Genomic DNA, 22,950 nt, shown 5'->3' on the forward strand with positions numbered 1-22,950 from the left:
ACCCGTTCCGTCAGTTGCCGCTGTTACGCCCCGGTTGGCTCGTGCTTGGCGCAGCTGAGATGATGCGACCCCTCAGCCTCGAGCGCGGCTGGAGGACGGGCTGCGTCACCTGCGTCAGCAGAAACCGTTCCCGGTCAGGCCAGCCTCTTGTCCGACCATTCGACCAGCCAGCGTGGCCCACCCTTCGATAACTCCGCCGGGACCTCCTCATTGGCCGGGACAGGCACCAACGGGGCCTTGTCCTGCTCGGTGCGTCGACGGCCGCGACGCCGCAACGAGACTCCCCACTGTCTCGCTCCACGAGGTGGTTCTCCTTCCGATACGGACAAGATCCGTGGCATCACGCCGAGCCAGCTACACGACGTCTTCCGACAGGACCGAGAGAATGAGTATGTACCGGCTCTACCAGATGCTCATTTCCCTTCTGCCAGTGCAACGGAGGGCATCTAGTAGGGTTTCCTTCGAAGGACTCTTTGACCTCTATTTTGTAGATGTCCCAAACGGTATAGGAGTAGTGATGGAGAGGCTGTACATCTCGGTGCGGCGCTGGATTCTGGCGCTGGCAGCCGTTTTTGGGGGAATGTCACTGGTGATGATGAGCACTAGTTCGGCGAACGCAGCGGTATACAACACCTCGTCGTACCACAAGATCACTGTCGTCGGCGCAGTTGGTTACGCGTGGGAGGCTGGTGACAAGTTCAAGTTGTGCGACACGAAGGCGAACGGTCGCGCTGCAAAGATTCAGATTGAAGCGGCGGGCTCAACAACCGGCTATGTTCGTTCGGTCAGCGGTTCGGGAAACTGCATCACCTTCTACCACAACCTGCCGGAAAACCGTAGGATCCACTGGCATGTGTTCGGTTGTACCGGTACTGGCTGCCCTTCCGGTAGCGTCATCAATACCTCCTACTACAACGACCACTGAGTTCAGTTGTAGGCAAAACTAATGATCTGGCCGTCCGGTGCTTTTCTTGCCGGATGGCCAGATCTTTGCCCCTTCGAAATGATGCTACGACGGTGCGCCTCAGGCGATCCGCGACCCGTGCGGCAGGAAGTACTGCGCGAGCATGGTGACCAAGATGGCGGCAAGCGGACAGCGATCCAGCGGGGGAGGGAGCCGGAGTGCCAGACGGCGACCGCGATCAGCAGCATTCCGATGGCGAAGACGGTCATTGCAGTCGGGTCGAGGCGAACCTCGTTGCCCGCGTCGGTCAGGCTGGCGTCCCCGTCGTCGATCGCCCGTTGGCCAATGGCATGAGGACGCCGGCGATCGCTGGCGCAATGGCACCCCGGTGTTTCGGTGCTCAGGAGATGTGTGGGGCCGGTCGCTGCGGAACTCCTCGGCAGGCGCGATGAGACCTGTGGTCACGGTTGCGGCCGATGACGGCAGCCGCCCGCCTCCGCACCCGATGTTCGCTGACGTTCAACCACGACTATTCGATCGCTGCGAAGAAACTCTCCACAGATCAAAGCGCTATCGCACATCCTCGTTGTTTGCCGCGATACAGCACCAACAACGGCCACGAGAAGAGGGGCCCCAGCCTGCACCGGAGCCCCTCGAAGTCGCGCTGAGGTCAGGACGCTGCGTACGCGCGCCCGATCTTCAGCGCCTGCTCGGACGCGCCTCCGAAGACGAACTCGAAGCGCTTGGCAGTGGTGAAGTAGCGATGGGCCTCACCGTCGAGGTCGATGCCGACACCACCATGGACATGGACGGTGGTGTGGGCGAGGCGGTGGGCGGCGTCCGCGGCCCAGAGCTTGGCGACGGCGACCTGGTCGGCGGCAGGGAGCCCGGAGGAGACCCGCCAGGCGGCCTGCCAGAGGGTGAGCCTCTGGGCGAGTACGTCGATGAACCCGTCGGCCAGGCGCTGCGAGACAGCCTGGAAGGTGCCGATGGCGCGGCCGAACTGCTCGCGGGTCTTGGCGTAGGACGAGGTGAGCTCGAGGGCGCCCTCGGTGATCCCCAGCAGCTCGGCGGACGCGGCGACGGTGAGCAGGTCCCCGAGACGGGCTGCGGCAGCGGCGTCGCCGATCCGCCGGGCCGGGGCGGATGCGAACGAGACGAGGGCGGTGACGTCGCCGTCACTGGTGTGCTGGGCGTGACGGTCGACGCCCGTCGCCGAGGCATCGACCAGGTAGACCCCAGCGGTGCCGTCGGCTGACGATGCCGTGACCAGGAAGGCGTCGGCGATCATTCCGGCTCTGACCAGTGTCTTGACACCAGAGATCGCCTCGTCGGCGGCGATGACGGTGGGGGAGTCGGGCAGGTGCGAGTGTTCCTCCGCGACCGCGGCCGCAAGCACCCGGGAGCCGTCGGCGACGCCCGCCAAGGCATCAGGAGCGGCTTCGGCGAGCAGCAGCCCGCACGGTCCGTGCACCGCGAGCGGCACCGGCGCGACCCGCCGTCCGGCCTCGACCAGCACCCGGCACAGCTCGACGAGCCCGAGCCCGGCCCCGTCGTACGCCTCGGGCAGGTGAAGTCCCAGCAGCCCGGCCTCGCCGAGGGCGGACCAGAGGGCGGCATCGAACCGGCCGCGGTCGCCGGCCTCCGCCTCGACCGTACGCAGCTGATCGAGCGAGGTGGCGTCGCCGATGATCTTGGCCGCGAGCTCAGCGGCTTCGTCGGATTCAGTGGTGAAAGAGAAGTCCATGAGGTGTCCTCGGTGTCGGATGGTCAGCGCTTGGCGGCGGGGAGGCCGAGGCCCACGTAGCCGATGATGTCTCGTTGGATCTCGTTGGTGCCGCCGCCGAACGTCATCACCAGAGACGAGCGATGGAAGCGCTCGAGGCGGCCGGCCAGCACGGCGCCGGGCGAGTCGGCGGTGAGGCCCGCGTGCGGACCGACGATCTCCATGAGTGTCCGGTAGACCTCGGTGGCCAGCTCCGAGCCGTAGACCTTCGTGGCCGACGCCTCGGCGGGCGAGAGGGCGACCCCGTGGTCGGCGTCGGAGGCGAGCTTCCAGTTGACCAGCGAGAGTGCCTCGATGCGGGCGTGCGCGCGACCCAGTGCGAGCTGGACCCACTCGGCGTCGATCACCCGGCTGCCGTCGGGGACCGTGGTGGTCTGCGCCCACTCCGTCACGAGCCCGAGCGAGTGCACGAGCGGAGCCGCCGAGGTGAGCGCGACCCGCTCGTGGTTCAGCTGGTTGGTCATCAGCGCCCAGCCCCCGCCGCGCTCCGAGACGAGATTCGACGCGGGCACGCGTACGTCGGAGTAGTAGGTCGCCGAGGTGCCGACGCCGGCCACGGTCTGGACCGGGGTGTAGGAGAACCCCTCGGCAGACGTCGGCACCAGGATCATCGAGAGCCCCTTGTGCCGTGACGCTTCTGGCTCGGTCCGGCACGCGAGCCAGATCCAGTCCGCATACTGGATCAGCGAGGTCCACATCTTCTGGCCGTTGATCACCCACTCGCCGGTGCCTTCGTCGAGAACTGCACGAGTCTGCAGCGAGGCGAGGTCGGTCCCCGATCCCGGCTCGGAGTACCCGATCGAGAAGTGCAGCTCCCCGGCGAGGATCTTCGGCAGGAAGTAGTCCTTCTGCTCCGGCGTACCGAACCGCATGATCGTCGGTCCCACCGTGTTGAGCGTGAGATAGGGGATCGGCACCCCCGCTACGGCGGCGGCATCGGTGAAGATCAGCTGCTCCACCATCGAGCGGTCCTGGCCGCCGTACTCCTTCGGCCAGCCGATCCCGAGCCAGCCGTCGGCGCCGATCTGCCGGATTGTCGAGAGATAGACCTCCTTGTCGGCCTCGTCCCCGAACTCGCCCGAGGCCCGGGCGAGCGCGGCGCGGCGCTCCGGCGTGACCAACTGGGCGAAATACGAGTTGAGCTCTGAGCGAAGTTGCTCCTGGGCGGGTGTCAAGGCCACATGCATGTGATAAAACTAGAACAGGTTCTACGTTTTGAACAGGTGCAGCTCGTAGAGGCACAGCTCGGAAAGACCACAGCGGAAGGTACAACCATGGCCGACCCCACCACCCAGACCCGCACGCTCGATCACGGCTCCCAGCCGGAGCGCTTCGCGCGCGGTTGGCACTGTCTGGGCATGGCCAGCCAGTTCAAGGACGGCAAGCCCCACGCCGTCGAGGCGTTCGGCGGCAAGCTGGTCGTCTGGGAGAATTCCAAGGGCGAGCTGGGCGTGCTCGACGGTTACTGCCGCCACATGGGTGGCGACCTCACCCAGGGCACCGTGAAGGGCGACGAGGTCGGCTGCCCGTTCCACGACTGGCGCTGGGGCGCCGACGGCCGATGCAAGCAGATCCCCTACGCCCGCCGCGTCCCGCTGCGCGCCCGCACCAAGGCGTACGAGACCGTGATCCGCAACGACGCGCTGCTGATCTGGCACGACCCCGAGGGGTCGAAGCCCGACTACGACATCCTGCCGCCGGAGCTGCCCGACATCAGCAACCGTGACGTCTACACCGACTGGATCTGGAACACCGTCCCGATCAAGGGCAGTCACTGCCGCGAGCTGATCGACAACGTGGTCGACATGGCGCACTTCTACTACGTGCACTTCGCCTTCCCGACCGACTTCCGCAACGTCTTCGAGGACCACACCGCGACGCAGTACATGGCCTCCAAGGGGCGCCCCGACGTCGCCGGCGGTTATGGCGACGCCGACATGTTCCTCAAGTCCGAGGCGACCTACTACGGCCCGGCGTACATGATCAACTGGCTCGAGGTCGACTACAAGGGCTTCGTGACCGAGGTGATCCTGATCAACTCGCACATCCCGACCGGGCCTGACTCCTTCCTGCTGCAGTACGGCATCGTCGTCAAGAAGCCCGAGGGTCTCGACGACAAGACCGCCAACTTCATCGGCAAGAAGTACGCCGACATGTTCGGCGACGGCTTCCTCCAGGACGTGGCGATCTGGGAGAACAAGGCGCCGGTGCAGAACCCGCTGCTGTGCGAGGAGGACGGCCCGGTCTACCAGCTGCGCCGCTGGTACGAGCAGTTCTACGTCGACGTCGCCGACATCGAGCCCGAGATGCGGGCCCGCTTCGAGTTCGAGGTCGACACCACCAAGGCCAACGAGTTCTGGCACGAGGAGGTCGCTGAGAACCTTCGCCGGATCGAGGCCGAGAAGGCCGACGCCGAGAAGGCCGACAGCACCGAGTCGAGCGACGCAGGGGTCAGTTGATGGCCTCGTTCGTCCCGACGTCACCGGAGACCATCGAGGACCAGCGGCTCTACACCCAGGCTCGTCTGGTCGAGGTGGAGTGTCTCGACTGCCTCGCCCACGTCGGGGTGAAGAAGAACAGCGAGCACCAGACCTCGGTCCAGTGGACGGCCGAGGCGCAGGCCCAGTGCCCGGATCTCGTACGCCGCAAGGCCGCCGCCAACGGTGAGCGGCTCGCCCATGCCCGCTGCCCTCGTCTGGCCGCGTCCATCGACGCGGCCGTCGCCGACGGCCGGATCCAGATCGGAGCCGAGGATGGCTACTGACTCGTTTCTGCTTCCTGTCCTCGACGTGGTCGAGGAGACCTCGGAGGCACGCTCGATCGTCTTCGAGCTCCCCGAGGACGTGGGGCACGCGTTCCAGCCGAAGCCCGGACAGTTCCTCACCGTCGCGGTGCCGAGCGAGCGGGACGGACTCGCTGCCCGCTGCTACTCGCTCTCCAGCGCTCCGGGTGACCCGCTCACGGTGACCGTGAAGCGCACCGTGGACGGCTACGCGTCGAACTGGATCTGTGACAACCTCCGCCCCGGTGACACGCTGCGGGTGCTCCCGCCGAGCGGGATCTTCACGCCGGCCGACATCGACGCCGACTTCCTGCTCTTCGCCGGCGGTTCGGGCGTCACCCCGATCATCTCGATCGCCCGTACGGCGCTCCGCGAGGGCACCGGCCGGATCGTGGTCTTCTACGCCAACCGCGACGAGCGCTCGGTGATCTTCGCCGAGGAATGGGCGCGGCTCGCCGCGGAGCATCCCGACCGGCTCCAGGTCGTCCACTGGCTCGAGTCCGTCCAGGGCCTTCCCACGCAGGAACAGCTCAAGGCGTTCGCGGCCGACCGGCTGACGTACGACGCGTTCGTCTGTGGCCCTGCTCCGTTCATGAAGGCGACGATCTCGGCGCTCAAGGAGCTGGAGTTCCCGCGGGCACGGCGGCACCAGGAGAAGTTCGCCTCGTTGGGCGGCAACCCGTTCGGCGAGTCCGTCCCGATCAAGGATGCGCAGGCCGAGGTCGTGGAGGACGGACCCAAGCAGCCCGCCACGCTGGAGATCGAGCTCGACGGGGCCACGACGACGTACGACGACTGGGACCCGGGCACCCCGATGCTCGACTTCCTCGAGGCCAAGGGGGTCAAGGCGCCCTACTCGTGCCGGGAGGGCGAGTGCTCCGCGTGCGCGTTCCGGCTGCTCGAGGGTGAGGTGAAGATGGTGCGCAACGACGTGCTCGAGCAGGAGGACCTCGACGACGGGATCCGGTTGGGCTGCCAGTCCCTGCCCACCACCGACGTCGTCCGCGGCACCTACTCCTGAGGGACTCGCGAGAGACACAGATCACCAACCGGTTGTCAGGTCGAGGCATCTGGCGCGATAGTGTCGCGCTGCCCGAATCACATCCCACCGAGTCATCCGTAGTGAACGAGATCGGCTGATCGGTGGGCTCAAGCGAGGTTTCCCCCCACCGTGTTCAATCGCAACTTCTACGCCGCTCAGGACGACCGTCGCTTCGTCGTCGGCTATGCCCTCGACCTCGGTTTCCGGGTCTTCGACGCCTATTCGGCGCCCGGCCAGCCGTTGAGCGAGATCACCACGACGGCGTCGGCCTCGCTGCTCGCCGCGCGGCCCGCGTTCAAGCTCTACGCCCCCAACACCGGCCCCGAGCCGGTGATCACCCGGGTCGAGCTGGACGAGGCCGAGTTCGGTCCGTCGGCCTACGAGTACCAGTGCAACGGCTGGGGTCTGATCGGCCTCAACTTCGGTGGGGTCGTCGGTCTCGGCGGCCTCGGGTGGAGCACGCTGACCACGATGGCAGAGGCTCGCGCGGCCCGATGGCATGCCGTCGAGCCGATCGGCGCCGCTCCGTCGGAGTGGAACTGGCCTGCCGTCGACGATGCAGCGGTCAAGATGTTCGAGGCGATCGTCTCGATGGCCGGCTCCGCCGTCGGTGACAGCCCGATCCTGGCCGCCGCCGGTCAGCTCATCAAGGACAAGGGTCTGCTCTACGAGTCCGGTGGCGCGCTCCACGCCCGCCCGGGCCTCGGCTGAGCGACCACATGAGCGTCCTGCTCGGAGCCGTGCGTCCCAGGAGATAACGAGGTGCACGAGCTCCGGTGCCCTCGCTAGGTTCATCTGCGATGCGAGAACCCGATGCCGCGTTCGCGGACCCCAGGCAGGCGGTGCTCTACGACGTCTTCGACGACGATCGCTCCGACCTGGACGCCTATGTCGCGATCGTCCGCGAGGTCGGTGCCCGGCATGTCATCGATCTCGGCTGCGGCACCGGCTCGCTCGCCGTTCGGTTGGCCGGTGAAGGGTTGGTTGTCGTCGGTGTCGACCCGGCGGCGGCATCGCTGGACGTCGCTCGCAGCAAGCCGCACGCCGACCGTGTCACGTGGATCAACGGCGACGCGACGGCGGTTGTCGGCGGCGCGAGCGGCGCCGACCTGGTCGTGATGACGGGCAACGTCGCGCAGGTCTTCGTCGAGGACGAAGACTGGTCGGACACGCTGACCGCTGTTCATTCTGCGCTCCGCCCCGGCGGCTGGTTCGTCTTCGAGACCCGCAGGCCGGAGGTACGCGCCTGGGAGAGCTGGGATCTTCGGCCGACGACGGTCGATCTCCCCGACGGCCGCACCGCAGTCGTCACCCGCACCGTCACGACTGTCGACCTCCCGCTCGTCACCTTCGAAGGCTCGACGACGCTCGATGGCGACATCTTGACCTCGACCTCCACCCTTCGTTTCCGAGCGCGCGAAGAGATCGAGCGCGACCTGCTCGCCCACGGCTTCACCGTGCGCGACGTACGTGATGCGCCCGACCGCCCCGGCAAGGAGCATGTCTTCCTTGCTCGTGCGGACGGCTGAGGACTCGCCGTCGTCGCACCCGGCCGGGTCTCGTTCGGCGGGCTAACTTTGCCGGGTGACCAACACGAACGACCCGGCCCTCCAGCACGTGGTGGCGACGCAGGATCATCGTCTGCGTGCGACGCAGGCTGTCGGGGCGTTGATCCTGCTGGTCGTATCCCTGACGGCTCCGGTGCTGATCAGCATCGACGACTCGACGGGGCACGACCATCGGTCGGTCAAAGCGATCTGGTCCGGGCTGGCCTACGGGAAGCTGCTGGTCAGCAACCCGGACGCCGACTTCGGGAGCCACACGTCTCACGTCGTGGTGTTCGCCGGACTGATGCTCACGCTGGCCCTCTGCCTGGTGATGGTGCTGGGTGTGCTGTCGGTGCTGATCCCGCTGTCCGCGAAACCGCGACGATTCTGGACGGCGGTCTCGACGGTGACCGCGCTCGCGCCGGTGGTGACGCTGGTCGGGCTCGGCCTGTCCTCGGGAGAGTCCGAGCTGGCAGCGACCTGGACGACATTGGCGCCGACCGCGCTCGGTCTCTGGGTCCTCGCCGCGACGGTGGACCACTCGGCCTCCTGAGGACGGCTCTCGGGCCGGCGCTGGTCAGAAGCCGCGGGTCCAGAAGACCTCCTCGTGCAGGTGCCGGGAGCGCCAGCCGTCCGACGTACGGACGAAGGTGTGGCGGTAGCGGCCGCCGACCTCGACCACGCGCTCGCCGCCGGCACCGTCGGAGATGACCATCGGGTTGTCGAAGTACGCCACGACGTCGGCGCCGTCGTCGGTGAAGGTGATCCCGACCTGGCCGACGGTGTGCAGGCGCTTGCTGGAGAAGGCCGGGAGCATCTCGGCGAGCCACGCCTTGACCTCGGGAAATGCGCCGACGGTGCCGCCGGACTCCGAGTAGTCGATCGTGGCGTCGGCCGTGAAGACCGTGTCCAGGGCGTCCCAATCGCCGTCGTCGACGGCCAGGGTGTAGCGGGTCAGGGCGTCCGTGATCTCGGCGCGGTCGCTCAGCATCTGCAGGTCCACGAAGCTTCTCCTCAGGATCGGGGCGAGAGGACGATGACCGGGATCTCCCGGTCGGTCCAGGTCTGGTAGGTCTCGAAGTCCGCGTACGTCTCCAGGAGCTGCGGCCACAGCGCAGCCCGCTCTGCAGGGTCGGCGATGCGCGCCCGGACGAGACGCCGACCACGGCGGGGAAGGCGGACGGCGACGTCTGGCTGGGCACGCAGGTTGGCGACCCATTGCGGGTCCTTGGGCAGTCCGCCCTGGGAGCCGACGACCACGAGATCGTCGCCCGAGGTCATGAACAGCAGGGGAGTGGTGAAGGTGCGGCCCGACTTCCGGCCGACGTGCTCCAGGAGGAGGACGGGGGCCGGCTTGCGCCATCCGGCCATCACCCGCCAGGTGCCTCCCCGGCGGCCGTTGGTCAGCTTGAACAGAGCGGCGTTGGCGCGGGCACCGTACTTGATGATCCTCGCCGTCAGCGGCGAGTCCAGGCCCGGAGGACGGTCAGGCGAAGACGACATGGTGAACACTCTGGCAGAAACTTAGAACACGTTCTAGTGTGGGCACATGCGCTTCACCTATGCCGAGGCAATGACGCAGGCCGACTACTACGCACCGCTGGCTCAGGCGGCGGAGGCCGCCGGCTACACCAGCATGACGGTGGCCGACAGCCTGATATATCCCGAGGAGTCCGACTCCACCTATCCCTACACCGACACCGGCGACCGGGAGTTCCTGCAGGGCAAGGAGTTCATCGAGGCGTTCATCCTGTGCGCCCACCTCTTCGCGGTGACCACGACGCTGCGCCTGACGCCGTTCGTGGTGAAGCTGCCGGTTCGCCCGCCGGTGCTGGCAGCCAAGCAGGCCTCGAGCCTCGCCTTTCTCTCCGGCAACCGGCTCGGGCTCGGCGTCGGCCTGTCCCCGTGGCCAGAAGACTTCGCCGCCCTCGGTGTCGACTGGAAGCGCCGCGGCAAGCGGATGGACGAGTGCATGGACATCCTGCGCGGCCTGACCGATCCGTCCGGCGACTTCTTCGGCTACGAGGGTGAGTTCTACGAGTTCGCGCCCCTCCAGCAGCGCCCCGCGCCGACCGAGAGGATCCCGCTCCTCGTCGGTGGGCACGCCGACGCCGCCCTGCGCCGCGCGGTGCTCAAGGGCGACGGCTGGATGCACGCCGGTGGCGACGGTGAGGAGCTCGACCGTCTGCTGGTGCGCCTCGCCGAGATCCGGCGCGAGGAGGGCGACACCCGTGACGACTTCGAGGTCCACGTGATCAGCTACGACGCGTACGACCTCGACGGGATCAAGCGGCTCGAGGACAAGGGCGTCACCGACTGCATCGTCGGGTTCCGCGACCCCTACGTGAAGGGTGCCGACCCGGAGCCGCTGGAGAAGAAGATCAAGCATCTGGAGTGGTACGCGGAGAACATCATCGCCAAGGCCGACGGATGAGTGCTGCGTACGGCCTCACCGCGCCGCTCCAGCAGGCGATCGCAGAGGCGGAGGAGCTGATCGCGAACGCGCCGTTCATCCGGACCGAGCAGGACCGGCTCGAGGGCTATGAATACCTCTCCGGCCGGATCCGGATGGCGATGCAGACGGCGTTCGACTATGACCTCGAGCAGCCGCTCTTCGTGAACCCGACCCACCAGTTCTCCAAGCAGGGCCTGGACAATCCCGACGCCGTCTACCTCAACGCCTACCTCCGCGAAGGCGTCGAGTACGTCATCCGCGGTCGTCGTGGGACCAGTGCCGACCTCTCCTTCCAGGTGATGGGCGGCGCCTACACCGCGGACTCCGCGGCGACCAGCCTGATGGCCTTCGACGACCGGAAGCTGCAGCTCGACTTCGACGGTTCGTTCGAGTTCACCTATACGGCCGAACCGGGCGCGAAGACCCTGATCGTGCGTGAGGTCTTCAACGACTGGGACACCGAGACCCGGGGCACGATCACCATCGAGCGCCCCGACACCCTCGGCCGCCCGCGCCGCCCGCTGACCCAGGATCTGCTCCGGAAGAAGTACGAGGTCGCCGCCCGGTCGCTGACCGGCTCGATCCAGACCTGGTTCGCCTTCCCCCAGTTCTTCCAGTACAAGGAGCCCGTCAACACGCTCACCGTGCCGGCGCGCACACCCGGCGGTCTGGAGTCGCAGTTCTCCTCGATCGGTCACTACGAGCTGGCCGAGGACGAGGCGCTCGTGGTCGAGGTGCCACGGTGTGACGACTGCTCCTACCAGGGTTTCCAGATCGGGTCGGACTGGTATGCCTCCACCGACTACGAGACCCACCAGACCAGCCTGACGAAGGCGCAGGCGGTCACCGATCCGGACGGCATGATGCGGTTCGTGATCAGCGAGCACCCGCCGCTGGAGGGGCAGCCGATCGCCAACTGGCTCGAGTGCACCGGTCACCGCACGGGTGCGTTGATGCTGCGCTGGCAACGGCTCGAACGTGATCTCACCGCCGCCGACGGGCCGGTGGTCCACAAGGTGGCGCTGGCGGACGTACGAGACCTGCTTCCGCATACCGAGGCGTTGAGCCCGGAGGGGTACGCGGAGCGGATCACCGCACGTCAGCGCGCGGTTGCGCGCAGGATGCTCAGCTGACGCGTCGGGCCGACGCAGACCAGCGCAGCCGAAGGACGGCCGCGACGCGATGACGTCGGGCCCCTATGATTGCCGCCCATGGCCAGCCCCCACCACGAGCCGCCGTCGATCCCGGGATTCCGGCATCGCCGGTTGATCGGCGCGGGCGCATCCTCCGCGGTCTTTCTCTATCAGTGGCAGCAGGAGCAGGTCGACGTCGCCGTGAAGGTCTGGAACGACCGGCTCGACGCCGAGGCCAACGATGCGCTCGCCACGGAGACCAAAGAGGTCGCCGAGCTCGCCGCCCACCCCCACGTCCTGCCCGTGCACGCCTCTGGTGTCACCGACGACGACCGCAGCTTCGTGGTGATGGATCACCGTCCGGGCGATCTCGAGTCGCGCCGGAGGAACGAGCGCCTCGCGGTCGCGGAGGCGTTGAGCCTCACGATCAAGGTCGCCGGCGCGCTCGACGTCGCGGCTCGGCACGGCATCCTGCACGGGGATGTGAAGCCGGCGAACATCCTGCTGACGAACGGGGGAGAGCCGCAGCTGGCCGGTTTCGGCCGGCTCTCCTCGGCCGGACGTCCCAGCGGCGGCGCGACCTCGCTGCCGTGGATGGCGCCGGAGATGCTCGCGGAGCCGCCCGAGCCGAGCGCCTGGGCGGACATCTGGAGCCTGGCCGCGACCTGCTACACGGTGCTGGCGGGGCGTACGCCGTTTGCGGACGTCGGCGCGTCCGGCGGACCCGAGGCGCTGGTGGATCGGATCCGGGAGTGCGACCCGCCGGCCATCGGCCGGGCAGACGTCCCGGCGTCGTTCGAGGAGGCCCTGCGCAAGGCGATGTCCAAGCGCCGGGCCGGCCGGCACTGGAGCGCGGCCGACTTCGCCACGTCGCTCCAAGGGGTCGAGGAGGAGCTCGGACTACCCGTGACGCCGCTCGCCGGGATGGCCGAGCCCGGGGACAAACCCACGGACGCGGTGGTGGCGACTCCTGAGGTCGCCGTTCTCGCTCCGGACCCTGTCCCCGATCCGCCGCAGGTCGAGTCGCTGGAGGCGGCCGACACGGCCGAGGTGCCGATCGTCACGGGGCCGGTGCTCGAGCCTGCGGTCCAGTCCGCGGTCGCGCCCGTGAGCGAGCCGACCGCCGCACCTGGATCCAGCGACGACGTCCTCGGCCACGGGACCGATGTCGACCGGGTGGCCCGCCTGCTCGCGTCGCCGCACACCCAGCTCCCGCTCTCGGTGGCCGTGCAGGGGCTGCCGGGCAGCGGCCGGTCGAGGTTCCTGCGGAAGATCCAGGAGCGGATCGACCAGCTCACCGAGCACGAGGAGGCCTACGCCGCCGCCCGCACCAGGCACGTACGCATCGATGCACGCCGGCACTCCGAGGGGGATGTCGCCAACGGCGTGCTCGCGAGCGTGCGGGACGCGGGCAGGAGCGAGCCTCCGCCGCTGGTGGCGAAGCACCAGGCCGCGCAGCGGCGGGCCGCCGAGATGCGGGCCGCGCTGGCGGGGCTCGCCGAGGAGGACGGCCCTCGCGGCAAGCGCCGCACCCAGCAGCCGATGACGACCACCATGGCGCTCGCTGCGATGGACCGGGAGGTCGCGGCCTACGAGGCGGCGCTGCGGGCAGCCCCGCCGGGGCCGCCGCCGGCCCCGCCTGCTGGTGTGCCGGTCGCGCTGGGGAGGGTGCGGACCATCGTCTACGTCGACGATCTGGATCGATGCGACCCGGCGACGGTGTCCGGGGTGCTGCAGGCCGTCGACGAGCTCAGCTGCCAGGACGGCGTCGCGGTGGTCGTGGCAGTGGACGCGCGGACGCTGTGTCGGTCCCTCCAGGGCCGGGTGGCCGATCCGGCGGCGTACCTCGCCAGGGTCTTCGACGTGCCCTTCGCGCTGCGCGCGTTCGCGGGCGACCCGGCGGTGCGGTTCATGCGGTCGCTGATGCGGCAGGCGGTGCCGTCATGGCCTTCCGCGCTGGCCACGGGGAACGGCGATCAGGCGGGCCGCAAGGGTCACGTCACGAGCTTCGAGATGAGCCCCGGCGAGGCGCTGTTCACGAGCGAGCTGGCCAGGTTCTGCGCCACGCCCGGGGCGGCCAGGAAGCTGCTGGCCGGCTACCGGCTGGCGCGTACGGCACCGGGGGTGGACGCCGACCCGGCCGGTCATCAGGCTCTCGGGATTCTGATGGCGATCCTGGTCGGCGCCCCGACGCAGGCGTCCGAGGTGCTCGGGGCGGTGGTCGAGGCGCTGGCGGCCGGCGAGGACGGTGTGACATTCCGCGATCTGCTCGAGAAGGTCGCGCGCGAGCACACCGCGGGGTGCGGGCGAGCGACCTGCGGCCCGTGTGCCGACTGGTCCCGGGTGATCCGTGCCCACGCCGATCTGGTCCGAACCCAGACGGTGCCGCAGGAGGTCGGCGCGTACGCCGCCTGGGTCGACGAGGTCGCCAGGTTCAGCTTCCCGACCTGACCCGGAACGCCACCCTTCCAGCGGTTCTCTTCCGCAGCCGTACCCTTTCAAAAAAATGAAACACGTTCTAGTCTAGGCGCCATGACTGGACTCCTGGATGGCAAGGTCGTCGTGCTCTCGGGGGTCGGCCCCGGCCTCGGCCGCTCGCTGGGCGAGCAGGCTGCGCTGATGGGCGCCGACCTGGTGCTCGCCAGCCGCACCGAGAAGCGACTGCAGAAGATGGCCGGCGTCATCGAGGAGCACGGACGACGTGCGCTGGTGGTGCCGACCGACATCACCGACGAGGACGCGCGGCGACACCTGGTCGACGCCGCGCTGGAGGAGTTCGGGCGCGTCGACGTACTCCTCAACAACGCCTTCGGCATCCCGCCGATGGACCCGCTGACCCAGATCCCGCTCGACGCGCTCCGGCTGGCCCAGGAGTCCAACGTGTACGCGCCGTTGCGGCTCTCGGCGCTCTTCGCTGACGCGCTCGCGGCGACCCCGGACAAGCCCGGCGGCGCCATCGTGATGATCAACTCCGCGGTGCTCTACCAGAGCCAGCCGGAGTTCGCCGGTTACAAGCTCTCCAAGGGCGCCCTCGCCCACCTCGCCTCCTCGCTGGCCACCGAGCTCGGCCCGCGGGGCATCCGGGTCAACTCCGTGGCGCCGTCCTACATCTACGAGGACGTCAACAAGGCCTACTTCGACTGGATCGCCTCCGAGTCCGGCCGGACCCGTCAGGAGGTCTACGACGAGAAGGCGGCCCCGACCGACCTCAAGCGGCTCGCGACCCCCGAGGAGGTCGCCCGGGCGGCGCTGTTCCTGGGCAGCGACCTGGCCTCCGCGGTCACGGGGACCGTGCTCAACGTGGACTGCGGGGAGTTCCATGACTGAGGCGCGGCCAGCGGAGACCGCACCGCGCGAGCGGGCGGACGTGGGGACGTACGAGGACATCTGCGCCGCCGCCATCCGCACGACCGGGCTGAGCGACTTCGGTGGGACCGAGCACGAGGAGGGGCTGCGGCTCCTCGTCGAGGATCTCGCCTCGCCCGAGGCCGGGCTGACCCCGGTCGGCAACTACTTCCACCGCTCCCAGGTGAAGTCCGCCCTCGTCGGCCGGCTGATGACGCAGGCTCGGCTCGCCGAGTTCCCTCAGTACCAGGACGTACGCATCGAGCGGCCGATCTTCGTCACCGGCCTCGTCCGCACCGGCACCACCGCGCTGCACCGCCTGCTGGCCGCCGACCCGGCCCACCAGGGGCTCGAGACGTGGCTGACCGAGTTCCCCCAGCCGCGGCCACCGCGGGACACCTGGGAGGACGACCCGATCTTCAACGCGATCCAGGGCGCCTATCAGCAGCACCATGTCGCCAACCCCGAGTTCATGGGGATCCACTACATGGACGCCACCAGCGTCGAGGAGTGCTGGCGCGTGCTCCGGCAGAGCGGCAAGTCGATCTCGTTCGAGTCGCTCGCTCACGTCCCCCGCTACTCGGCCTGGCTCGCGAAGCAGGACTGGCGCGATGCGTACGAGGTCCATCGCCGTACGCTGCAGCTCATCGGGCTCAACGACGCCGACAAACGCTGGGTGCTCAAGAACCCCTCGCACCTGGTCGCGCTCGACGCGCTGATGGAGGTCTACCCGGACGCGCTCGTGGTGGTCACCCACCGTGACCCTGTCGTCTCGGTCGCGTCGGGCTGCTCGCTGTCGGCCGAGGCGACCGCCGGGATGTCGACCACCTTCGTCGGAGAGACCATCGGGGCGACGCAGCTGGAGATGCTGTCTCGTTCGTGGCGCTCCTTCGGTGAGACCCGGGCGAGGTACGACCAGGCCCAGTTCTTCGACGTCGACTACCGCGCCTTCGTCCAGGACCCCGTCGGCACGGTCGAGGGCATCTACGCCCACTTCGACATCCCGTGGAGCGACGCGGCCCGTGCCGAGGTCGAGCGGATCGATGCGGAGTCCCGGTCGGGGAGCGCTCGGCCCAAGCACGACTACCACCTAGCCGACTACGGCCTGACGGAGGACGGGGTTCGCCAGGCCTTCACCTCCTGACCCAGCGCCAGCGCTGCGCGAATTGCGAAGCAACCGCCACAGGGTGAAGCGGAGGCGCTGCGCGAATTGCGAAGCAATCGCAAACAGAACTGTCGGTGGTCCCGAGTAGCCTGGACATCATGCGTCCTGTCACCGATCTCGAGCGTCGTGTCGCCCCGTTCAAGGTGGTCTCCGACTACCAGCCCTCGGGCGACCAACCGGCGGCGATCGCGGAGATCACCAAGCGAATCCAGGACGGCGTCGAGGACGTCGTCCTGCTCGGCGCGACCGGCACCGGTAAGACGGCGACGGTCGCGTGGACGGCCGAGCAGTTGCAGCGCCCGATGCTGGTGCTCCAGCCCAACAAGACCCTCGCCGCCCAGTTCGCCAACGAGCTGCGCCAGCTCTTCCCGGACAACGCGGTCGAATACTTCGTCTCCTACTACGACTACTACCAGCCTGAGGCCTATGTCCCTCAGACCGACACCTACATCGAGAAGGACTCCTCGATCAACGAGGAGGTCGAGCGGCTGCGTCACTCGGCCACCAACTCGCTGCTGACCCGACGCGACGTGATCGTGGTGAGCACCGTGTCGTGCATCTATGGTCTCGGCACCCCGCAGGAGTACGTCGACCGGATGATCCGTCTGCGGGTGGGGGAGGAGCACGACCGTGACTCGATCCTGCGCCGGCTGGTGGAGATCCAATACACCCGCAACGACCTCTCCTTCACGCGCGGCACCTTCCGCGTGCGTGGCGACACCCTGGAGATCTTCCCGGTCTACGAGGAGCACGCGGTCCGGATCGAGTTCTTCGGCGACGAGATCGAGCGGCTGATGACGCTGCACGCGGTCACCGGCGAGGTGCTCACCGAGGACCAGGAGCTCTACGTCTTCCCGGCGACCCACTACGTCGCCGGCCCTGAGCGCATGGAGCGCGCGATCAACGGCATCGAGGCCGAGCTCGACCAGCAGCTGAGCACTTTCGAGAAGCAGGGCAAGATGCTCGAGGCGCAGCGGTTGCGGATGCGCACGACCTACGACATCGAGATGATGCGCCAGGTCGGTTCCTGCTCCGGGATCGAGAACTACTCGATGCACATCGACGGCCGTGAGCGAGGCTCGGCACCCAACTGTCTGCTCGACTATTTCCCCGAGGACTTCGTCCTCGTCGTCGACGAGTCGCACGTCGCGGTCCCGCAGATCGGCGGGATGTACGAAGGCGACATGTCCCGCAAGCGCAACCTCGTCGAGCACGGCTTCCGGCTGCCCAGCGCCCAGGACAACCGCCCGCTGAAGTGGGAGGAGTTCCTGGAGCGCATCGGACAGACGATCTACCTCTCCGCGACACCGGGCGACTACGAGCTCGACAAGGTCGGGGGCGACACGGTCGAGCAGATCATCCGCCCGACCGGCCTGATCGACCCCGAGGTGATCATCAAGCCGACCAAGGGCCAGATCGACGACCTGATCGGTGAGATCAACGACCGGGTGGCCAAGAACGAGCGCGTCCTGGTCACCACGCTGACCAAGAAGATGTCCGAGGACCTCACCGACTACCTGCTCGATGCCGGGATCCGGACCCGCTACCTCCACTCCGAGGTCGACACCCTCAAGCGGATCGAGCTGCTCCGCGACCTGCGGCTGGGAGAATACGACGTCCTCGTCGGCATCAACCTGCTCCGTGAGGGTCTCGACCTGCCCGAGGTCTCGCTGGTCTCGATCCTCGACGCCGACAAGGAGGGCTTCCTGCGCTCCGACAAGTCGCTGATCCAGACGATCGGCCGTGCGGCCCGAAATGTCTCCGGTCAGGTGCACATGTACGCGGACAAGATCACCCCGTCCATGGAGTCGGCGATCGAGGAGACCAACCGTCGTCGTGCGATCCAGGTGGCCTACAACGAGGCCAACGGCATCGACCCGCAGCCGTTGCGCAAGAAGATCGCCGACATCACCGACATGCTCGCCCGCGAGGACGAGTCCACCCAAGAGCTGCTCAACACCTGGGCCGGCACCGAGGCCAAGGGCCGTGCGGGCAAGACAGCCGCGAAGTCCCCGACCCCGATGCTCGGCGACGCCGCCCGCGAGGCCCGCGAGCGCGGCCTCGTCGGCCTCCCGTCCTCCGACCTGGCCCAGCTCATCGGTGACCTCACCGAGCAGATGAAGGGCGCCGCCGCCGAGCTCCAGTTCGAGGTCGCCGCCCGGCTCCGTGACGAGATCTCTGACCTCAAGAAGGAGCTCCGCCAGATGATGGAAGCGACGAAGTGAGGAGGGAGCGGGCGTAAGCCCTTATCGCGCCGAAGGCGCCTCCAGGGTTTACGCCCGCTCCCGACGAACGAGGAGCGGCGCGCGAGCGAAGCGAGCGCGCTGGCGACGAAGCAGTAGTCAGGCGACACAGCACGCCGCAGGGGTTCCCTCGCCACGGACCGCAACACTCACACGCGCTACAGCCCAAGCATCCCCTCGATCAGATCAGCAGCCCGCCGAGTGCCACCCTCAGCGAGCGCATCCGCCCGCAGCTGAGCCGACCGCGCGACCCGCTCAGGATCGTCGAGCAGCTCGAGCAGTGCCGTACGCAGCGCAGAGGCGGTGACGTCCTCGGCATCGATGCGCCGGGCGACACCGAGCTCGACGAGACGGTCGGCGTTCATGAACTGGTCGACCGCCTGCGGGATCGCGATCATCGGGACGCCCGCCATCAGTCCTTCGCTGCTGCCGCCCATCCCGGCGTGGGTGACGAACGCGTCCGCCTCGGCGAGGACGGCGCGCTGCGGCAGCCACCGGTGGATCTCGACGTTGCCCGGCAGGTCGCCGAGGTCGGCGGGGTCGAGGCGGGTGCCGATCGAGATCACGACATGCCAGCCGGGGAGGGCTGCGTACGCCTCGATGCAGGCGCGGAAGAAGGCCGCATCGCCGGTGTAGGCCGAACCGAGCGAGACGAGCAGGACGCGCTCGGCACCGGCGGGACGGGCCCAGGTCTCGACGGAGTCGAGCGCGAAGCACGGCCCGACGAAGGTGACGACGTCCTCGGCGACCTTGTCCGCATGCGGCTGCATCGCCCGCGGGATCAGGGCGAGCGCACGCTTCGGGGCTCCGGCGAAGCCGTCGAGGTCGCGAGTAGTGGCCCCCGACTCCTCCAACCACGCCGAGAACCGGGCGAGGTAGGCGTCGTAACCCGGGAGCTGCCGCACCTGAGCGCCGACCTCCTCCGCGTAGCCCTCCCAGGCGACGAAGGTGGGCGAGAGCTGGACGAACGGGCGCTGCTGCTTCTCGGCGAGCGCTCGAGCGGCGTACCCTCCGATGTCGTAGAGATAGAGATCGGCGGGCTCGGCGTCGTAGAACTCGTGCAGGTGCGGCAGCACCAGCATCGCATCGTCGAGGAAGATGCTCATTCCGGCGACCGGGTCCTCGGGCCACTGGCGGTCCTCGACGGGCAGCACCGTCGGCACCGGTACCAGCTCCGCCCCGGTCGGCTTGATGGCGTCGGCCATCGACTCGTGGGTGGCGTAGGTGACCCGGTGGCCGCGCGCGACCAGCTCCTTGATCAGCTCGACGCTGGGCAGGACGTGGCTGATCGCGGGAGAGGCCACCATGGCGATGTGGCGTGGCAGTGGTCGTGGCAGTGATGTAGTCATGACCCACCGGACGCTAACGGGCCTACCGGGGTCGGTGCGACCGAGTTTGCATCGGCGTTCGCTCACCCACCTGTCGCGCTCTGTTCACCGGCCGTGAGCCGAGGCCCGGGTGATCCGTCAGTTTCGCGGGCTACGGTCGCCGGCGTGTCTGTCCCTCGGACCTCGCTGTCCCAGTCCACGATCTGCGTCCTCCTGCTGGGCGTGCTCGGCTTTGCGATGAGCGCCCAGGTGGCGATCGCGATGCCGGCGCTGTTCAAGGCCGACGAGCGGGCACATGCGGCGTACGCGGTGGCGCTCTCGCAGGGCACGCTGCCGACGATCGACACCGACATCCCGGACGACCCGGCGCGTTACCCGCAGCTGGCCGAGAGCCTCTTCGGGGCCGACGAGGCCCACCGTGACATCTGGGTCGCCAACCACCCGCCGCTCTTCTACATGATGAGTCTTCCGCTGGTCTGGCTCGGCGACGCGGTCGGGTCCCCGGGTCTGACACTGCTCGGGATGCGGCTGCTCAACGCCCTTGGGTTCGCCCTGACCACCATCATGGTCGGCCTGCTGGCACGCGAGCTGGTGCCACGGCGTCCGGTGGTGCCGGTGATCGCCTCGGCGATGTGCCTCGGTTGCGGCGCGATGACCTTCGTGGGCGGCGGGATCTACAACGACGGCTGGTCCTCGGCAGCGGCGTTCCTGACGCTCCTCCTCGGGTTCCGGATGATCCGTCGGGGAGTGACCCGCGAGCGCGTGATCGCCGCGGCCGCGGTCGGTGTCGCCGCCGCCGGATTCCGTTCGACCGGCCTGGTCGCGGTCCTCTTCCTCGGCGCCTGCGTCCTGGTGGCGATGTGGCTGCGCGAGCCCTCGCTGCGTACGTTCCTGCGCAGCACCGTCTGGCGCGCTGTCGGGATCGCTGCGTGCATCGGGATGGCGCCGGTCGTGGCGTTCGGATGGTTCTACGTGCGCAACATCCAGATCTACGGCAATCCGACCGCGTCGAGCTCGCTCTTCGAGAAGTTCGGGCGCGAGCCCAACGGCACCACGCTGTTCCAGCTGGTCAACCCGGAGTTCTACGGACATCTCCTCGGCAGCCTGTGGACCGACGGCAACATCGCGAACCACTGGAGCCAGGCGGCCGCCGTCGTGCTCACGCTCACCCTGGTGGGCCTTGTGCTCGACACCGCCGCGAAGGCCAACCCGCGCAGCACGGGGGTCCTGCGGCGCATCCGGCTCGCCCCGCAGAGCACGATGCAGCATCGCCAGGACCTCGCGATCTGGGCGCTCCTGGGCGGTTACTGCCTGCTGATCCTGGTCAATGTCGCCGGGTTCATCGCAGGAGGCGGCTGGATCCACGCTCGCTACGCGGTGCCGTTCCTGCCGTTCCTCGCCGCGGGAGCCGGGATCGCCGCACTGCGCCTGGGGCGCATCGTCCCGTTCCAGAACATCCCGACGGGCCCCGGCTCGAGGGAGACCGCGCTCGACGAGGCCCGCGACCTGCGCATCGGCCTGGGTGTCTCCCTCGCGTTCATGGTCGTCGGCCTGATCTGCCACCTCGACACCGAGCAGTACGTCGACGGGCCGGTCACCAGCACCTTCGCCCTGGTCGCCCTGGTGGCCGCCGACCTGGTGATGTTCGCGTACGCGGCGTACGTCGCCACCGAGCTCCGCCGGCGGATGCAGCCGGGCACGTTCGACACCGTCCCGACTCTCACCGACCCTTCGAACGAGCCGGTGACCGGAGCTGTGACCGGACCTGTGACCGACGTCGCGCGTCCACGGGAGACCTCCGGGGCCTCGTCGGCCCGGGAGACAAAGTAGCCTCTCTATGTGAACCAGCAGGATCCCGAGGCATCAGCACGAGCATGGGTCGTCTGGGGCATCGCCCTCGCTGTCTACGGCTTGGCCGTCTTCCACCGGAGCAGCCTCGCGGTCGCTGGTCTGGTGGCCACGGAGCGGTTCGGGATCGGCGCCAGCCAGCTGGCGACCTTCGTCATGCTCCAGCTGCTCGTCTACGCGCTCATGCAGGTGCCGGTCGGGCTGCTGGTGGACCGCTTCGGGTCACGTACGATCCTCTCCGCTGGTGCGCTCATCCTGGCGTTGGCACAGATCGGGTTCGCGTTCGCGGACTCCTACGGCCTCGCCCTGCTGGCGCGTACGTTCGTGGGGATGGGCGACGCGATGACGTTCATCTGCGTCCTGCGGCTGGTGCCGTCGTGGTTCCCGCTCCGCCGCGTACCTCTGGTCAGCCAGCTGACCGGCACGGTCGGGCAGCTGGGTGCGATCGCGGCGGCCGTCCCGATGACCTGGGCGCTCGTCCAGCTGGGCTGGACCCGGGCATACCTGACCGCGGCGCTGATCGGGCCGGTGCTCCTCGTGCTGCTGCGGCTCTTCGTCCATGACGGTCCCGGCGACCGCCACCGCCGAGGCTCGGCCCTGAAGCCGCGCGACCTCAGCCGCAGCCTGCGGGCCTCGTGGTATCAGCCGGGCACCCGGCTGGGCTTCTGGATCCACTTCTCCACCCCGTTCAGCTCCCATCTGATGGGTCTGCTGTGGGGCTTCCCGTTCCTGGTCGCCTCGGAGGGCCTCTCCGACACCCTCGCCGGCACGCTGCTCTCGGTCACCGTCGTGGCGGCCCTCGCCGCGGGGCCGGTGATGGGCATCCTCGCCGGCCGATATCCCTGGCACCGGTCGACGGTCGCCCTGACGATGATCGCGGCGATGGCGTCGGTCTGGGCTCTTGTGCTCGCCTGGCCGGGCGAGGCCCCGCTGCCGATCCTGCTGCTCCTGATGTGCGTGGTCGGTGTCGGTGGCCCGACCTCGATGATCGGCTTCGACGTGGGTCGCACCAGCAACCCGCCGTCCCGGATGGCCAGCGCCAGCGGCATCATCAACCAAGGTGGCTTCGTGGCGGCACTGCTCGTGATCGTGCTGGTCGGCTGGATCCTCGACTGGCGTACGCCGGGGGCGTCGACCTCCTACACGCCGGAGGCGTTCCGCTGGGCGATGTCGGTCCAATACCTGTTCTGGGGTCTCGGCGTGGTGCAGATCTGGCGTCACCGCCGCGACGTGCGGCGCCGTACGACCCGGGAGCAGGTCGCCGCCGGATCGTCGATGGTCGCCGACTGAGCCGAGCCGCCGGCGGGTGCGCACAGTTCGCCGACTCGTCACCTGACCGCAAACCGTTGCGCCCGTCGAACGGCACCCGGGC

At 68.5% G+C, this 22,950-nt stretch carries 20 protein-coding genes; 15 read left to right on the forward strand and 5 right to left on the reverse strand.

Features of this window, described 5'->3' with window-relative positions; translation table 11 throughout:
- Positions 1-517 precede the first annotated feature (517 nt).
- Complete coding sequence (locus WBG06_RS15835; protein WP_336737822.1) at positions 518-925, forward strand: hypothetical protein; 408 nt, start codon at positions 518-520, stop codon at positions 923-925.
- A 649-nt stretch (positions 926-1,574) separates the two neighbouring features.
- Here WBG06_RS15835 and WBG06_RS15840 read toward each other — a convergent pair.
- Positions 1,575-2,651 carry an acyl-CoA dehydrogenase family protein gene (locus WBG06_RS15840; RefSeq protein WP_336737824.1) on the reverse strand — a complete coding sequence of 359 codons (1,077 nt, stop codon included), beginning with the start codon at positions 2,649-2,651 and terminating at the stop codon, positions 1,575-1,577.
- 23 nt (positions 2,652-2,674) lie between these two features.
- The gene (locus WBG06_RS15845; RefSeq protein WP_336737825.1) at positions 2,675-3,877 is read right to left on the reverse strand and encodes an acyl-CoA dehydrogenase family protein; all 1,203 of its coding nucleotides are present in this window, start codon (positions 3,875-3,877) and stop codon (positions 2,675-2,677) included.
- An 87-nt stretch (positions 3,878-3,964) separates the two neighbouring features.
- On the opposite strand from WBG06_RS15845, the gene WBG06_RS15850 reads away from it, so the two are divergent.
- From WBG06_RS15850 to WBG06_RS15875, 6 genes are all read left to right on the forward strand, one after another.
- Entirely contained in the window at positions 3,965-5,149 is a 1,185-nt protein-coding gene (locus WBG06_RS15850; protein ID WP_336737826.1) for a Rieske 2Fe-2S domain-containing protein, read from the forward strand.
- Positions 5,149-5,454, forward strand: coding sequence for a hypothetical protein (locus WBG06_RS15855; RefSeq protein ID WP_336737827.1), 306 nt, complete (start codon positions 5,149-5,151; stop codon positions 5,452-5,454). Before WBG06_RS15850 ends, WBG06_RS15855 begins: the two co-directional genes overlap by 1 nt.
- Positions 5,444-6,493, forward strand: a complete 1,050-nt coding sequence (locus WBG06_RS15860; RefSeq protein WP_336737828.1) for a ferredoxin--NADP reductase — start codon at positions 5,444-5,446, stop codon at positions 6,491-6,493. Before WBG06_RS15855 ends, WBG06_RS15860 begins: the two co-directional genes overlap by 11 nt.
- 150 nt (positions 6,494-6,643) lie before the next feature.
- Positions 6,644-7,225 carry a hypothetical protein gene (locus tag WBG06_RS15865; RefSeq protein ID WP_336737829.1) on the forward strand — a complete coding sequence of 194 codons (582 nt, stop codon included), beginning with the start codon at positions 6,644-6,646 and terminating at the stop codon, positions 7,223-7,225.
- Between the two features lie 89 nt (positions 7,226-7,314).
- Positions 7,315-8,043: a class I SAM-dependent methyltransferase gene (locus WBG06_RS15870; protein WP_336737830.1), complete on the forward strand. Its 729-nt coding sequence runs from the start codon at positions 7,315-7,317 to the stop codon at positions 8,041-8,043.
- Between the two features lie 55 nt (positions 8,044-8,098).
- Positions 8,099-8,614 (forward strand): hypothetical protein, encoded by a 516-nt coding sequence (locus WBG06_RS15875; RefSeq protein WP_336737831.1) that lies wholly within the window; start codon positions 8,099-8,101, stop codon positions 8,612-8,614.
- Between the two features lie 24 nt (positions 8,615-8,638).
- Here the strand turns inward: WBG06_RS15875 and WBG06_RS15880 are convergent, their stop codons facing one another.
- Together WBG06_RS15880 and WBG06_RS15885 are read right to left on the reverse strand one after the other, a co-directional pair.
- The gene (locus WBG06_RS15880) at positions 8,639-9,064 is read right to left on the reverse strand and encodes a nuclear transport factor 2 family protein (RefSeq protein WP_336737832.1); all 426 of its coding nucleotides are present in this window, start codon (positions 9,062-9,064) and stop codon (positions 8,639-8,641) included.
- An 11-nt stretch (positions 9,065-9,075) separates the two neighbouring features.
- On the reverse strand, positions 9,076-9,564 hold the full coding sequence (locus WBG06_RS15885) for a nitroreductase/quinone reductase family protein (protein ID WP_336737833.1): 489 nt from the start codon (positions 9,562-9,564) through the stop codon (positions 9,076-9,078).
- A gap of 46 nt (positions 9,565-9,610) precedes the next feature.
- Here WBG06_RS15885 and WBG06_RS15890 point away from each other — a divergent pair, with 46 nt between their 5' ends.
- From WBG06_RS15890 to uvrB, 6 genes are all read left to right on the forward strand, one after another.
- Positions 9,611-10,495, forward strand: coding sequence for a TIGR03619 family F420-dependent LLM class oxidoreductase (locus WBG06_RS15890; RefSeq protein WP_336737834.1), 885 nt, complete (start codon positions 9,611-9,613; stop codon positions 10,493-10,495).
- Positions 10,492-11,649 (forward strand): hypothetical protein, encoded by a 1,158-nt coding sequence (locus WBG06_RS15895; protein ID WP_336737835.1) that lies wholly within the window; start codon positions 10,492-10,494, stop codon positions 11,647-11,649. Before WBG06_RS15890 ends, WBG06_RS15895 begins: the two co-directional genes overlap by 4 nt.
- A 78-nt stretch (positions 11,650-11,727) precedes the next feature.
- Positions 11,728-14,100 carry a serine/threonine protein kinase gene (locus tag WBG06_RS15900; RefSeq protein ID WP_336737836.1) on the forward strand — a complete coding sequence of 791 codons (2,373 nt, stop codon included), beginning with the start codon at positions 11,728-11,730 and terminating at the stop codon, positions 14,098-14,100.
- 81 nt (positions 14,101-14,181) lie between these two features.
- Positions 14,182-14,976 (forward strand): SDR family oxidoreductase, encoded by a 795-nt coding sequence (locus WBG06_RS15905; protein ID WP_336737837.1) that lies wholly within the window; start codon positions 14,182-14,184, stop codon positions 14,974-14,976.
- Positions 14,969-16,138, forward strand: coding sequence for a sulfotransferase family protein (locus tag WBG06_RS15910; protein WP_336737838.1), 1,170 nt, complete (start codon positions 14,969-14,971; stop codon positions 16,136-16,138). The genes WBG06_RS15905 and WBG06_RS15910 overlap by 8 nt, the downstream gene beginning before the upstream one ends.
- A gap of 119 nt (positions 16,139-16,257) precedes the next feature.
- Positions 16,258-18,384 (forward strand): excinuclease ABC subunit UvrB, encoded by a 2,127-nt coding sequence (gene uvrB, locus WBG06_RS15915; protein ID WP_336737839.1) that lies wholly within the window; start codon positions 16,258-16,260, stop codon positions 18,382-18,384.
- A 176-nt stretch (positions 18,385-18,560) separates the two neighbouring features.
- On the opposite strand, the gene WBG06_RS15920 is transcribed toward uvrB, so the two are convergent.
- The gene (locus tag WBG06_RS15920; RefSeq protein ID WP_336737840.1) at positions 18,561-19,751 is read right to left on the reverse strand and encodes a macrolide family glycosyltransferase; all 1,191 of its coding nucleotides are present in this window, start codon (positions 19,749-19,751) and stop codon (positions 18,561-18,563) included.
- Between the two features lie 144 nt (positions 19,752-19,895).
- Between WBG06_RS15920 and WBG06_RS15925 the strand changes: the two genes are divergently transcribed.
- Entirely contained in the window at positions 19,896-21,560 is a 1,665-nt protein-coding gene (locus WBG06_RS15925; protein ID WP_336737841.1) for an ArnT family glycosyltransferase, read from the forward strand.
- Between the two features lie 9 nt (positions 21,561-21,569).
- On the forward strand, positions 21,570-22,868 hold the full coding sequence (locus WBG06_RS15930) for an MFS transporter (protein ID WP_336737842.1): 1,299 nt from the start codon (positions 21,570-21,572) through the stop codon (positions 22,866-22,868).
- The last annotated feature ends 82 nt before the right edge of the window (positions 22,869-22,950 follow it).

Source organism: Nocardioides sp. CCNWLW239 (genome assembly GCF_037137035.1).
GTDB lineage: Bacteria > Actinomycetota > Actinomycetes > Propionibacteriales > Nocardioidaceae > Nocardioides.

Excerpts from the sequence above, each read along its gene's own strand:
- WBG06_RS15835 (WP_336737822.1), top strand. The coding sequence starts at position 518 with ATGGAGAGGCTGTACATCTCGGTGCGGCGCTGGATTCTGGCGCTGGCA.
- WBG06_RS15840 (WP_336737824.1), bottom strand. The coding sequence starts at position 2,651 with ATGGACTTCTCTTTCACCACTGAATCCGACGAAGCCGCTGAGCTCGCG.
- WBG06_RS15845 (WP_336737825.1), bottom strand. The coding sequence starts at position 3,877 with ATGCATGTGGCCTTGACACCCGCCCAGGAGCAACTTCGCTCAGAGCTC.
- WBG06_RS15850 (WP_336737826.1), top strand. The coding sequence starts at position 3,965 with ATGGCCGACCCCACCACCCAGACCCGCACGCTCGATCACGGCTCCCAG.
- WBG06_RS15855 (WP_336737827.1), top strand. The coding sequence starts at position 5,149 with ATGGCCTCGTTCGTCCCGACGTCACCGGAGACCATCGAGGACCAGCGG.
- WBG06_RS15860 (WP_336737828.1), top strand. The coding sequence starts at position 5,444 with ATGGCTACTGACTCGTTTCTGCTTCCTGTCCTCGACGTGGTCGAGGAG.
- WBG06_RS15870 (WP_336737830.1), top strand. The coding sequence starts at position 7,315 with ATGCGAGAACCCGATGCCGCGTTCGCGGACCCCAGGCAGGCGGTGCTC.
- WBG06_RS15885 (WP_336737833.1), bottom strand. The coding sequence starts at position 9,564 with ATGTCGTCTTCGCCTGACCGTCCTCCGGGCCTGGACTCGCCGCTGACG.
- WBG06_RS15890 (WP_336737834.1), top strand. The coding sequence starts at position 9,611 with ATGCGCTTCACCTATGCCGAGGCAATGACGCAGGCCGACTACTACGCA.
- WBG06_RS15895 (WP_336737835.1), top strand. The coding sequence starts at position 10,492 with ATGAGTGCTGCGTACGGCCTCACCGCGCCGCTCCAGCAGGCGATCGCA.
- WBG06_RS15900 (WP_336737836.1), top strand. The coding sequence starts at position 11,728 with ATGGCCAGCCCCCACCACGAGCCGCCGTCGATCCCGGGATTCCGGCAT.
- WBG06_RS15905 (WP_336737837.1), top strand. The coding sequence starts at position 14,182 with ATGACTGGACTCCTGGATGGCAAGGTCGTCGTGCTCTCGGGGGTCGGC.
- WBG06_RS15910 (WP_336737838.1), top strand. The coding sequence starts at position 14,969 with ATGACTGAGGCGCGGCCAGCGGAGACCGCACCGCGCGAGCGGGCGGAC.
- uvrB (WP_336737839.1), top strand. The coding sequence starts at position 16,258 with ATGCGTCCTGTCACCGATCTCGAGCGTCGTGTCGCCCCGTTCAAGGTG.
- WBG06_RS15920 (WP_336737840.1), bottom strand. The coding sequence starts at position 19,751 with ATGACTACATCACTGCCACGACCACTGCCACGCCACATCGCCATGGTG.